13 protein-coding genes and 1 pseudogene are annotated in these 12,434 nt (G+C 37.3%); 10 read left to right on the top strand and 4 right to left on the bottom strand.

Going from position 1 to position 12,434, the window contains the following annotated elements; genetic code table 11:
• The first annotated feature begins 19 nt into the window (after positions 1–19).
• From GH754_RS06190 to GH754_RS06205, 4 genes and pseudogenes are all read left to right on the top strand, one after another.
• Positions 20–746 (top strand): annotated as a pseudogene (locus GH754_RS06190) (alpha/beta fold hydrolase).
• Positions 747–924: 178 nt separating this feature from the next.
• Positions 925–1,464, top strand: coding sequence for a sigma-70 family RNA polymerase sigma factor (locus GH754_RS06195; RefSeq protein WP_153727863.1), 540 nt, complete (start codon positions 925–927; stop codon positions 1,462–1,464).
• Positions 1,442–2,857 carry a DUF4179 domain-containing protein gene (locus tag GH754_RS06200; protein ID WP_153727864.1) on the top strand — a complete coding sequence of 472 codons (1,416 nt, stop codon included), beginning with the start codon at positions 1,442–1,444 and terminating at the stop codon, positions 2,855–2,857. Before GH754_RS06195 ends, GH754_RS06200 begins: the two co-directional genes overlap by 23 nt.
• An 89-nt stretch (positions 2,858–2,946) precedes the next feature.
• A complete protein-coding gene (locus GH754_RS06205; RefSeq protein WP_228550158.1) occupies positions 2,947–3,441 on the top strand; it encodes a GNAT family N-acetyltransferase in 495 nt (164 codons plus the stop codon).
• A 145-nt stretch (positions 3,442–3,586) separates the two neighbouring features.
• On the opposite strand, the gene GH754_RS06210 is transcribed toward GH754_RS06205, so the two are convergent.
• Positions 3,587–4,684 (bottom strand): DUF4179 domain-containing protein, encoded by a 1,098-nt coding sequence (locus GH754_RS06210; protein ID WP_153727865.1) that lies wholly within the window; start codon positions 4,682–4,684, stop codon positions 3,587–3,589.
• Positions 4,668–5,249, bottom strand: a complete 582-nt coding sequence (locus GH754_RS06215) for a sigma-70 family RNA polymerase sigma factor (RefSeq protein WP_153727866.1) — start codon at positions 5,247–5,249, stop codon at positions 4,668–4,670. Before GH754_RS06215 ends, GH754_RS06210 begins: the two co-directional genes overlap by 17 nt.
• Positions 5,250–5,455: 206 nt before the next feature.
• On the opposite strand from GH754_RS06215, the gene GH754_RS06220 reads away from it, so the two are divergent.
• Together GH754_RS06220 and GH754_RS06225 are read left to right on the top strand one after the other, a co-directional pair.
• Complete coding sequence (locus tag GH754_RS06220) at positions 5,456–6,487, top strand: DUF3895 domain-containing protein (RefSeq protein ID WP_153727867.1); 1,032 nt, start codon at positions 5,456–5,458, stop codon at positions 6,485–6,487.
• 48 nt (positions 6,488–6,535) lie between these two features.
• Positions 6,536–7,366, top strand: a complete 831-nt coding sequence (locus GH754_RS06225; RefSeq protein ID WP_153727868.1) for a DUF4037 domain-containing protein — start codon at positions 6,536–6,538, stop codon at positions 7,364–7,366.
• Between the two features lie 46 nt (positions 7,367–7,412).
• Here the strand turns inward: GH754_RS06225 and GH754_RS06230 are convergent, their stop codons facing one another.
• Together GH754_RS06230 and GH754_RS06235 are read right to left on the bottom strand one after the other, a co-directional pair.
• Positions 7,413–8,627 carry a pyridoxal phosphate-dependent aminotransferase gene (locus GH754_RS06230; RefSeq protein WP_153727869.1) on the bottom strand — a complete coding sequence of 405 codons (1,215 nt, stop codon included), beginning with the start codon at positions 8,625–8,627 and terminating at the stop codon, positions 7,413–7,415.
• Positions 8,628–8,844: 217 nt separating this feature from the next.
• Positions 8,845–9,384 carry a helix-turn-helix domain-containing protein gene (locus GH754_RS06235; protein WP_153727870.1) on the bottom strand — a complete coding sequence of 180 codons (540 nt, stop codon included), beginning with the start codon at positions 9,382–9,384 and terminating at the stop codon, positions 8,845–8,847.
• A gap of 229 nt (positions 9,385–9,613) precedes the next feature.
• On the opposite strand from GH754_RS06235, the gene GH754_RS06240 reads away from it, so the two are divergent.
• The 4 genes from GH754_RS06240 (at position 9,614) to GH754_RS06255 (ending at position 12,433) form a co-directional block, all read left to right on the top strand.
• The gene (locus tag GH754_RS06240; RefSeq protein ID WP_153727871.1) at positions 9,614–10,258 is read left to right on the top strand and encodes an alpha/beta hydrolase; all 645 of its coding nucleotides are present in this window, start codon (positions 9,614–9,616) and stop codon (positions 10,256–10,258) included.
• Between the two features lie 18 nt (positions 10,259–10,276).
• A complete protein-coding gene (locus GH754_RS06245) occupies positions 10,277–10,702 on the top strand; it encodes a DoxX family protein (protein WP_153727872.1) in 426 nt (141 codons plus the stop codon).
• 138 nt (positions 10,703–10,840) lie between these two features.
• Entirely contained in the window at positions 10,841–11,596 is a 756-nt protein-coding gene (locus GH754_RS06250; protein ID WP_153727873.1) for a GTP cyclohydrolase II, read from the top strand.
• A gap of 396 nt (positions 11,597–11,992) precedes the next feature.
• Positions 11,993–12,433: a DUF2243 domain-containing protein gene (locus GH754_RS06255; protein WP_153727874.1), complete on the top strand. Its 441-nt coding sequence runs from the start codon at positions 11,993–11,995 to the stop codon at positions 12,431–12,433.
• Position 12,434: the final 1 nt, after the last annotated feature.

Consider the following 12,434-nt stretch of genomic DNA (forward strand, 5'->3'; position numbering starts at 1 on the left):
TGAAAAATAAATAGTCGATATGGTGGGAGAGATTATATGTGAGGCGATATTTATCAATGATGGTAAAATAAATGTTCATATAACTGAATGGGGAAGTGAAAATGAAACGAATATTTTTGCTTGCACGGACTTGGGAGTACAAGTCTTAGTTTCATTGAAATTGCAGAACAACTAAAAGAATATTATAGAGTGATTAGTATTGATGCTCCTGTACATGGGAAGACAGATAAAATTCTAAGTGACGAAGAGTATGAAATGCCAGCTTTAGCAAATTGGTTAGATTCAATAATAGGTATTCTGAAACATAAAAAGATTTATTTCTTATTTATGTAATTATTTAGAAAAAGTAATCGATGTAATCCCTTATTGACGGTGGCTATCAAACCAAAAGACTACAAAAGATTTCAATGGAAGAGGAAATAGCTTACTACTTAAGTGATTTTGAAGAGTGTGTAGAAACCTGGGAGGGATTTTGGATGTGGCTGTATATGGTGATTCCAGAAGAACACCATTACTTTGATATTGCAGCCAAAGATTTAGCCCTTCAAAAGAATGGTAAGTATTATTGGCATGCAAGAGGGACAACAGCGGGAAAAATGATAAGAGGTATGTATGAAAATGAAACATAGATATTTATGATAAGCTGTCTAACAATATCCTGTTACTTAGAGCTACTTACCTAAATCAGAGGACGTTTACTAACCGTTAAAAAGTTAATTCCTAACTCTTCGCACATGCTACAATAGGATCAGCCAGAAATCGTGATTAATGAAATAAGAGATAGATGGGGTTAGGCTACTGGGTTGAATTATACATTTTGCAAATGAAGTGTTTAACGCTAGGAGAAAACAATTTTCTTCTAGCTAATTTTTTTGAAACTTTTCAGTGTGTTGATTGCTCTAATTGGGTGAAGGAGGTTATAACTTGAGGAATTTATCCCTAGTAAAAAAGGCCATAAACGGAGATAAAGAAGCCTTTGAGGCTATTATCAAGAACGAAAGTGAAAAACTGTATAAAACGGCTTTTCTCTACGTTCGAAATAAAGATGATGCTTTAGATGTGCTTCAAGAAACTACTTATAAGGCTTTTATATCCATTAGACAGGTGAAGCAACCAGAGTATTTTCATACTTGGTTAACTAGAATCTTAATTCGTACTGCCTATGATGTTTTAAGAAAACGGAAGAAGGTTGTTTTGGATGAAAATCTTATTAGTAATTTATCAGATGGTAGCAGTCGAGATATTGAAGGGAAACTAGACGTTATAAACGCAATATCGAATCTATCTAAAAGTTATCAAACCGTCATTATTTTATATTACTATCACGATTTAACTATTCATCAGATTGCGGAAACAATGGAAAAACCCGATAACACAATCAAAACATATTTACGTCGTGCGAAGATTGAGTTGAAAAAAATTATTGGGGGAGTGAATTACAGTGAACAAAGAGCGTTTTCATAAAGAAATTGACGAAATAGAAGTTCCAAAGAGCGAAATATTGAATGCAATTGATAATGGGCTAGAAAAGGGACGTAACGAAAAGAAACCGAAAAGAAAATCGAAAGCTAAAATATTTAGTATCGGGGCATCCATTGCGGCAACTTCCTTTTTAGCATCAGGTTTACTATTTGCGCCCATATCACATGCCTTATCATCCATCCCGGTATTAGGGTCCATTTATGAAAAAGTTGGATTACAAATCGGTTATGAATTATTAGAAAGCGATCTAGTTACTCAATTAAATCAAAAGGCTACTAGTAATGGAGTAGATATCACAATCACAAGTGCATATAATGATGGGAAAATTATTGGGGTCACATTTAAAGCTAAGGGTGACAAGGTATCGATGGACCAAGTGGGAGATAATGGACCTGAAACTGGATATAATTTTCATCTTTTTGACAGCGATGAACAAAATCAGTGGTCCTCAACCATGACTCAATTAAAAGAAACAGAGGATGGGTACATTGCTTCGATGGAATTTTATCATCCTAATGCTAATTTATCTGAAAAGAATACCTTGCCTTTAACATTTACGAATATTACAGGTGTGAAAGGGTTATGGAAATTTGATGTTCCAGTTGAGCATACCCCAATGAAAACGATATACTCAGACGCTAAAACTGAATTAGACAATCAAGTTTATTCACTTAAAATGGAGTCAGTTGTAAAAGGAAAAGCAACGACAACCTTAAATTATAAGACGACAGTACCGCTAGCAGGTAAAAAGGATAATATAAGAATTACAGTTTTTGATAACGAAGGAAATCGATTATCAAAATTCAACCCGGATGTGTTAACAACTGATGTACACGGAACAAAAGTTGTGAAAGATAACCAAGAGCTATTTAGGAGTAAAATCAGTGAAGATGCAACGTATCTAACTGTTCACCCTGAGATCGTAAAACGGGATAATGATGTTATACATTCTATGGAACAAGCAACGCCATTTGTCGTAGAAAGTAGTAGGTTTGATTATTCTATAAAGGTAAACAGCATACAGCAAGAGGGAGAACGCTTAATATTAGATTATAATATACAGAATATCAATGCCAAATCCATGAGAGAGGATATTATCCAAAACTTTGCTGATTATATCACCATTATTAAGTCCGATAATATTAAACGTGATGAAAATGGAGGTTTGGATTTGGGAAAAATGCTGGAATATAAAATCCGGAGTGACCAAGCAAAGATACAAGAGGATGGCGAATTGCATTATCAATCCACATTTGACATAAAAGATCCTAAAACGTTTAATTATGAAGATTACTCTATTGTTGTCCCATTTGGAACAATAAGTGCAAATGAAGAGCCCGTAAAAATGAAACCTATTAAGGTTGAATTAGAGTAAGGTATAATGGTGTTGGAATGATTTATTTCCAACACCATTTCTTTTTAATAGTTCACATCCTCCATCAATTTTGAAAGGGGGCATATTAATTGCAAACTGAAAGACTTCTATTTCGGCATTATAAAGACGGTGATTATGAATTTCTTATGTCATTACTATCAGACCCAGAAGTAGTTCGTTTTATTGGTAATGGCAAGACAAAAGATAAAAGCGGTGGAGAGGATTTTTTGAATTGGATATATAACACATATAAGGTCGGGGAACATTTTGGTTTAATGGTTTTGGTCCATAAAGAGGATCACATCCCGATTGGGCACGCTGGTCTGGTCCCTCAAACAATTAATGGCAAAGATGAAATCGAAATTGGTTATTGGATTGCTCGTGAATATTGGGGGAAGGGATATGCAACAGAAGCGGCAAAGGCACTGTTGGATTATGGACGTAAACATTTATTGAAAGAAAGGTTTATTGCCCTTATTCAACCTGATAACTTAGCTTCTCTACATGTAGCAAGAAAATTGGGGATGCAGCTAGATAAAGAGGTTGTTTTAGGTGGACAAGACGTAAAAGTATTTTCAACATAAGCTAGGGTCAGTCCCCCACTACGCTAACGCGTTAAAGCGGTGGGGGACTGACCCTGATTTTGGGGAATTCGTTTTAATAGAAAGTCAGACCTTAATTGTGAACTTCTCTCATAATTTGGGTCGCATATAACATTTTTATTCCTATCTATTTATTTAAATCCACAACCACTTCATCTAAAGTGAATACTTCAATCGGAGCTGTACTATTCACTTTACGGCCTTTGCTTGCTACACTGCCATCCTCTCTATATTCCACTTCATCTGCTTCAGAAAGTTCTACGGTTGGAGTAATCACTAGTTTTGAGGCCTTTTCATTCAGCTTATTATAGGTTTCATGAAAACTCATTTTGTTCTTAGTGGAACCTGAACCATAGTTATCTTCGAGTGTATATTCATTTCCCAAATCGTCTTTTATGTCTAATTTAACTTGAACGAAATCCCAATTAGTTTGGGTAGATTCAGAAATAATCTGTTCATAGTTAATCTTAATGGCCATTGGTTTGATTTGTAACGTCTGGAAATCAACTGCAACGCCTTGTTTTTCACGGCTTTCATTTAAAACGATCTCTGACATATTTTCAATGGCATTTAAGTCAAATTCGAATGACCACTCCCCTTGAATCTCATTTTCTTCTTCTGTATCTGCTACAATACTCTCAATATTCCACTCGGCAGTGAGATTGCTTAATTCGCTTTTAGCACCATCTATATTAATAGTCATCATCCCTACATATTGATTCAAATCTACTCTTGATATTTTATTACTGCCTGCTTGTGCTTGCCCGATGTGTTGGTTCTTAACTTCTAGATAAGGGTAATGAATATTAGGTTCTTCACCCAAGTCGAGTTCACTTTCTATCGTGTAGGTTAAATGCACGTTTTTCCCATCAAATATCGCATCATTTACCGTTATGGTAATACCTTTACTTTCCTGAGTATGATTAATTTCATCCGAGTTTTCTTTATAGTCTTCATAGACACCGTTTTGATTGAAAAAGTTAAAAAGGTTACCTAAGAATGCGCCTGCTTCACTGGAGAAGGCTGCACTTAATAGCGTGGCAGAGGCTAAACTTAACGTGATAGATGCTGCAATTATTGGCTTTTTCCAATGCCTAGTTTTGGGTGTAATGGTCGATTTAAGGTGTTTTTTTACTAGAGCCTTTTCAGTATCGCTAACATCTATTTCCTCAAATTCTTTTACATCTATATCCATTTCATTAAATAGTTTATAAATTTCCTTCATATGACATACCTCCAACCTCAAAATGTTTTGATTGCTTTTTTAGCTTCTTTTTCCCCCGGTATAATCGGTTACGAATAGATGATGTAGTCATATGTAGCTGTTCAGCAATTTCGTTTAAATTGTAACCAAGGAAATATCTCATAACGAAGATTTTTTGACTAGTAGGATCTAACTCCTTAATAAAATTCAGTAGTTCCGAACGATTTTCTAAGCGTATCATCTCGTCTTCAACGTTGTTTGAGGAGGGGTGTTCCAAATCATCTGATGTGATCTCTGGTTGTCTTACAGCCTTTCTATAATAGTCTATAGCTTTAAATTTAGCGATTTGGCAAATCCACTTTTGAAAATCTTGAGCGTTATTCCCCCTAAACTGTCCGGCATGATTCCATATCGATAGAAAGACATCATTCACGCATTCATCTATCAGACTCTCATGATTAGTTCTCAGTAAAACCTTAGCAATTACTCCTTTAATAAGAGGTAAATATGAATCTACGATGTAATCTAGTGCATCCTCTTTATTTGATTGTAGACGTTTGATAAAATTATTTTCATTTGCTTTCATCTACAAGGGCTCCTTCATCATTTTTGTAAAAGCGCTTTTACATCCTATATAACGTATTATAAAGATAAAATATCTCGGTAAACATCATAAAATATATAAATTAGGGTCAGTCCCCCGCTACGCTAACGCGTTAAAGCGGTGGGGGACTGACCCTAGCCATTGGGATATTGTGGTAATATAGATATATAAGGTAGGGAGGGAGAATAATGAATAGTACCGAACACTTAACCCAAACCGAAAGAGATGAACTATTAAAAAATCTCAACGAGAAACAAAAGATGTTTGTTCAAAATTATTTGAAGCGTGGGAGAAAAACCGTCTTTGCCAATTTACTAGCTAAGGAGAAGGCGGGATCCGTTGAGGAAAATCAAATAGAAGATGTTGCATCCCAATGGGAATTGCTAGACTATATCGATGCAGGCCCCGATTGGCAGACACGCTCTGAACTTCATTGTGAATGTGGCAGGCCCCTGAGATACCAGTATATCGTGCACAATAAAGGAACAGGGGAGATAAGGAAATTTGGAATTAAACATTTTGAAGAGCATACCGGAATCCCGCCACAACTAGTAAAGGACATTGTGAAGGGAATCGAAAAAATTGACTTTGAGATGGATGAAATTCTATTAAAAAATGCCCAAGGCTGGACATTAGTTCATGCAGGGATAGAAACAATCCCCGCTGCCATAGATATTCCTAAAGATATCCAACAGCATTTTGATGCGGGCGTGCCTTTACTAGACAGACAGGTACAGCGTTTGAGAGAACGAATAGCTGACTATTTACGTGAAGAAAAAAGGAAACAGCTTGAGGCTCAAAAAGCTGAACAGGAACAAGCGGCGCAGAAAAAGCGTGAACTTGTATCTCAACGTAGACATGCTGTAGCAGAAAAAATGGGAGCTGCAATCAGTCATGAGATTCCTTTAGATCAACATTTACAGTTAGGTGTTTTGGTCTATTTAGATCTTTTGAGGACGAGTCAATTCTCTGCCAATGATGTCTGCGAGGACCTCATTAAGAATCATGGTGCATCTCAAGAAACGTATTCAAGTGGACGGCTGCTCATATTTCCAAAAGTGTGTATGTACCTGGAGTTTCTCGTTAGTCGAGGAAAATTGGAGTTAGTGGAAAAACAAGGTGTAGAGGACCGGATTTATCGAATTATCAATTTAGCCATGGATGATATAGAGGCTGGGGAAGAGGAACAGCATTCTCAGCAAAGGTTGTTTGATTTATAAAATAAAATCAGGCATGCCTTAAATTAATGAATGAGGGGATTAAATAGGATGAATTTAAAGCAATTAGCCAATGAAATATCTACAGTTTATATGCAGAATAAAAAGGTCGAAGCGGTTATGCTAGGGGGCTCTGTTTCGAGGAATTGGGATGATGAGTACTCTGATATTGAGCTATTTATTTTCTGGAAAGAGGGACCAACTGAGGAAGATCGAAAACTTCCCATTTCAACCTTGGATGGAGAGATCATTGATTTTCATCCCTATGAGGAAGAGGAATGGTCTGAATCGTATATCACAAACGGAGTTAAGCTAGAAATCAGTAACTTTCTAACCGATACCATCGAACAAATTATCCACGATGTGACCGTAACCTTTGATACGAATTTAGATAAGCAGTGCTTAGTGGCTGCCGTTCATGATGGAATCGCCTTAGGTGGAGAAGGAAAAGTCAAGCAATTAAAAAAGAAGGTAGAGGTTTATCCAGAAGAACTGAGTGTTGCCATGATTCGTGAACATCTAGATTTAGGAAACAGATGGAACAATCGTGAAGCATTACTTGCACGTGAAGATTGGTTAATGCTGAGTAAAGTGCTAACTGATGTCAATACACAATTAATGGGTACTCTTTTTGGGTTAAATCGATTATATGTGCATCATCCAGCATTTAAATGGCAAAATCATTCTCTGGATCAGATGAAAATAATACCACCTAAAGCTAAAGAGCGTTTTTCATCTATCTTCCTTGAAAAGCCTATCGATCGAGTTCGAGAAATAGAGTTGCTGATTGCAGAAATCTATCAATTGGTGCAAAAGGAACATGCTAATCTGGATTTATCAGATTTAATGAATCGCATGCAATTTTTACGTCCTAAAAATTAGTGTTATTATGGGACAGAGGGACAGGTCCCTCGTCCCAGTGTCAACGTCACTTACGATAAAATTCCACTACCTGAATCACACGTTCCATCGCAGCAACCGCCGCTTGATGATCCTGTGAAAAATTGATGCGAAAACTATTGACGAACTGTGAACCAAATTCTGTACCTGGTGTAACAATAACATCAGCCTGTAGACGAAGAATTTTCACAAATTCCTCTATCGTAACCTCCAATTCTGGAATGCTCGGGAAAAGATAGCTACCAGCCTCTGTCGCTCTCACGTGAAAGCCTTCCGCAGTATGCAGTTTTGATAGCAGATCATCTCGGATGGCTTGATGCTGTGCAATTCGTTTTGTCATCCATCCCTCTGGCTCAGCAAACCAGGTTTTCAATACAGCCTGACTATAGCCACCTGCACGTAAGGACACAATCGCCTGCAGTTTTTCCATGCGATTTATGATTTTGGAAGAGCCGAATGCAACGCCTAACCGATATCCACTCTGTGATTCTGTCTTCGAGGGTCCCATGATAGTGATGACCTGTTCAGGGTCAATATCACTCTCAGCACATAGATGCGTATAGGTGTTTCCGTCAAAAATTTGACGAGAGTACAGTTCATCCGCGATGACGGTTACCCCATATCGATTGGCAAGTTTAGCAATCTCGCTAATTTCATCTGATGAATAAATGACGCCAGTAGGATTATTGGGATTAGAGAACAAAAAGAGCTTAACACCATCTTTAAAAGCGTCCTCCAGCTGCGTTAAGTCCAAGCCTGCACATCTGTTGGTTTGGAAATAATCCATCTGAATAGGGACCACTTCTCCGTCAAAGAATTCTACTAGTTTCCGATTCGCAAAATAGTCTGGCACCACGATTGCAACCTTATCGCCTCTAGCAATGATAGAACCCATTGCTAGGAAAAGTGCACCTTGTGTTCCAGGCGTGATGATCAGATTGCGGTCCGCATCAATCGATGTACCCGTAAAATGAGCAAGCTTTCGAGCTGCATCTTCTCGGATGATTTGACTACCACGATATTCCGTATAAGCCTGCTTACCCCCGAGGTGAACTCCTTCGTTGAAAACATCCAAACTACCAGGAATCGGCTGAAAAGCATCAACATCCCCATGCGAAAAGTCAACAGGTGTCCCAGGAATTTTTTCACCTCGTAGTTTTATCTCACTCATGTTCTGCCGTCCTTCTTGTCCAGGTGCATGCTCTGCACCAAGCTTTAAAAACTTCTCCTCTAGTAAATCCATCTATCTTCCCCCTCCTTCATGGGGCGTGGGGTCAGGTCCCGCGTCCCATACTTATATATTACCCATAAAAAAACACCAAACGTCAGTGTCATACTGTCTTTGGTGTCTTACCTACATCGATTTATGATGATCCATTTACATTAAATTTTACTCATTAAACTAATTTCTATGTCATCTTTTTAGCCCGTTCTTAAAAACTGGGTCAAGGGACCTGCCCCTATAGAACGTCGATTAACTCTGTGTCTGAATAAATGGAGATTAGGACTACGGCTTTTTCTTCTCCGATGTTTTTAACAAAGTGGGGAACACTCGCATTCCAGCTGAATGAATCACCCGCTTCCACAATGACAGAGTCTTCTCCCTGTTCAGCTAGAATTTTTCCTTCTAATACGAGATGAGATTCTTCGCCTTCGTGGGCATGAGGTTCACCTATGGTCGCTCCTGGAGGGAATTCTACCATCATCATTCTTAGCCCTCCCTTAGATGTTAAATGTTCGATTTTTAAACCGTTAAATGTTGATGTACGTCTAGAATCTTTACGTATTACACGCATCTGTTGCTTTTTTTCCAAAAGTAAGTACGGTAATGGGACCCCTAGGAATGAAGCAATCGTATTTAATGTGTGAATGGAAGGTGAGGTATTATTGTTTTCCACATTGCTAATGAAGCCTTTTGAAAGTCCGGTACCTTCACACATCTGCGCAATCGTTATTTTTTTTCTGTTCCGTATTGCTCGAATTTTAGTGCCAATATCCAAATGAATCACCCCAACAGAAAGTTTTCTAATAGGAAACATATTTATATATTAGCAAATATATAGTTGACAATCCATAGCTTAAATTGTTACCTTATAAACAACAAATATTCATATAAAAAATAAAACGAGGCTTCATCTATTTTTTTGGTCGTAAGTTTTCTAATATGAATCTTTTATTCTCATTAAAATAATGACAATTATTTGCTATGACAAGAAAGGGGGACTAGATTTGAACTCACAACTGAAGTATGAAATTCGTAAGCTATCTCACATAGAACCCAACAAAAAATACCCAGCATTATTTTTAATGCATGGAATTGGAAGTAACGAACAAGATATGCTTTCACTAGTAGATGGATTAGAGGATCATTTTTTTATTTTTAGTATTAGAGGGCATTTATCGCAGCCACCTGGTTATGCTTATTTTACGATAAAGGGGTTTGGGCAACCGCATCGGGAAGTATTTGATGAAGGAATCAACAAGCTTAAATGTTTTATCGATGATGCAGTTGAACAGTATCCAGTGGACCGTAACTTCTTATATTTATTAGGATTTAGTCAAGGTGCGATTGTATCAATGACGTTGGGGCTTTCTATAGGAAATAAAATAAAAGGGATTGTGGCATTAAGTGGATATATTCCTGACTTCGTTAAGGAAGATTATGCAATCCAACCAGTTGATCACGTTTCATTGTTCATCTCACATGGAAAATTTGACAACATTCTACCGTATGACTGGGGAGTAGAAAGCTATAAATATTTTAGTAATCTAGGTTCGCATGTAGCTTTTAACGAATACCAGCAAGGACATGGTATCTCTCTAGAAAATAAACAGGATTTTACAAATTGGCTACTTGAAGATTTAAAAAAATAACTATTGGAGGAAATGGAAATGACAAATAAATTTGAAGCAGGTACGTTAATTTTACGCGTAGTATTAGGTTTGATCTTCTTTATACACGGATTAGATAAATTTCAAGGTGGTATTGAAAATACAGTTGGGTGGTTTAGTAGTATTGGATTACCAGGATTTTTAGCTTACGGAGTTGCATCCGTAGAACTAGTTGGCGGAATTGCTTTAATCCTTGGTTTATTTAGCAGAGTCGTATCTGGTTTATTAGCAATCACTATGGTTGGGGCAATCGTAAAAGTGAAATTAGCTGTAGGCTTTTTAGGAAATGGCCAAATGGCAGGATACGAATTGGATTTAGCATTATTGGCGATTGCTGTATTTATTGCTATCCAAGGGTCAAAGGGATTAGCTTTAGATCAATTGATTTTTAACAATAAAGAAAATAACACAACAACTTTAAACTAATACACCCAGCAAGCATTACTTCTTACCAAGAGGTAATGCTTGTTTAAGGAAAGATAAACGAGACAATCGAATTACCACCTATTCCCTTAAATATTAGTTTACCTAAAGTTACAAAATAAATAAAAAAGGTGATGAACGATGACGCAAACAATTTTTGAATCAAAGGTTCTATCCGTACTTAAAGATAAAATTGAATTAATAAAAACGGATAATGGCGCCATTTATTTAGTAGGTCCTATTCGACTTCCTGTTAATTTATATGGGCAAACGGTTGAATTTAACTGGTATTGCTGGTTAAATTGCGAAGAAGTAACGGAGGATTATGAAAGAATCATTGAGAAGCTATCTTCCATTAATTTAGCCGAACTTCAACAATCAAGTGTCCTTGTTTACGGAGACTTTAAAAATGAAGAAGATGCAATTATTCGTTTTCATTCAATTTGCCACACAGGTGATATCTTCGGAAGCAAGAGATGTGATTGTGGATTTCAGTTGAAGCAATCAATGAAAAATATTGTGGAACACGGCACGGGTGCATTATTTTATTTAGCCAATCATGAGGGGAGAGGCATTGGCTTATTTAGTAAGGCCATGGCCTATATACTCCAAGAAAATGACTACGATACCGTTGAAGCAAATGAAGCACTTGGATTTGTAGATGATTCTAGAAATTATAGTGATGCCATAATGGTATTGAAAACATTACGCAATAAACCCGTTACCCTTATGACCAACAACCCAAAAAAATTAAAGGCTTTAAAGCAAGCTGGTTTACCAATTTCCGGACGAGAGGCCCTATGGGGAGATCGCTCAGAGTATAATAAAAAGTATTTAGAAACAAAAGTCAATCGAGCTGGCCATCTGAAAGACGAGGAAAGCTGTAGTAATGACTAAGGGTCTGTCCCTCACCACTTTCAAGTAGTAAAGGGGTGGGGGTGACCATAATGCTTGTTATCGTCTTACTTCACTTAACCATTTCACAAACAATAACATTACTAAAATAACAATACAGCCCCACCATAGGCTTAATAAAGATTCGTTTAAGGAACCTGGAATTTGACCCTCGAGTTTGTAAGAGGAAAATAAGCTACGGGTGATAAGAATGAACCCCAAAAGGACCGCACTAAACCACCAATACCACCAACGCTTCACGGCTTCACCCCCAAAACAAAGTACAAATCTAATTTCATAATACAGAATACTTTGTAAAATGCCCACTAGCATTGCTATGTATAATATCACAAAAATTGGGAAATGACTCGAATAGTATTTTAATAGTGGGTGATATGAATGTCTAAAGGAGATAAAAATCTATTAACCGCCGCATTTATTCTAGGGCTAGGACTTCTAGGTGCTATTGATGGAATTGTTTTTCATCAGCTTTTGCAATGGCATCATATGGTGCTCCATCCTGACATCCAGCTGGAGATCATAACAGACGGCATTTTTACCGCTGCCTTTTCAGCCCTACTCCTATGGGGTGGAGTAAAGATCTTTCAGGATGCACGTCAGAACGAATTAGGTTCTAGCTGGCGAATATTTATTGGTGGGATATTGATAGGCGGGGGGACGTTTAATCTCGTAGAAGGAATCGTGAATCATCACATTCTTCAGGTGCACCGGGTTCGACCAGCAGCAGAAAACCCGATGATGTATGATATTTCATTTTTAATCTTGGGGCTCATTTTGCTCGTGCTAGGTTACACCATCAAACGTCAAAGGAAGGGATAAT

Source organism: Salinibacillus xinjiangensis, from assembly GCF_009649735.1.
Taxonomy (GTDB): Bacteria; Bacillota; Bacilli; order Bacillales; family Alkalibacillaceae; genus Salinibacillus; species Salinibacillus xinjiangensis.

Excerpts from the sequence above, each read along its gene's own strand:
- GH754_RS06210 (WP_153727865.1), bottom strand. The coding sequence starts at position 4,684 with ATGAAGGAAATTTATAAACTATTTAATGAAATGGATATAGATGTAAAA.
- GH754_RS06215 (WP_153727866.1), bottom strand. The coding sequence starts at position 5,249 with ATGAAAGCAAATGAAAATAATTTTATCAAACGTCTACAATCAAATAAA.
- GH754_RS06220 (WP_153727867.1), top strand. The coding sequence starts at position 5,456 with ATGAATAGTACCGAACACTTAACCCAAACCGAAAGAGATGAACTATTA.
- GH754_RS06225 (WP_153727868.1), top strand. The coding sequence starts at position 6,536 with ATGAATTTAAAGCAATTAGCCAATGAAATATCTACAGTTTATATGCAG.
- GH754_RS06230 (WP_153727869.1), bottom strand. The coding sequence starts at position 8,627 with ATGGATTTACTAGAGGAGAAGTTTTTAAAGCTTGGTGCAGAGCATGCA.
- GH754_RS06245 (WP_153727872.1), top strand. The coding sequence starts at position 10,277 with ATGACAAATAAATTTGAAGCAGGTACGTTAATTTTACGCGTAGTATTA.
- GH754_RS06250 (WP_153727873.1), top strand. The coding sequence starts at position 10,841 with ATGACGCAAACAATTTTTGAATCAAAGGTTCTATCCGTACTTAAAGAT.
- GH754_RS06255 (WP_153727874.1), top strand. The coding sequence starts at position 11,993 with ATGTCTAAAGGAGATAAAAATCTATTAACCGCCGCATTTATTCTAGGG.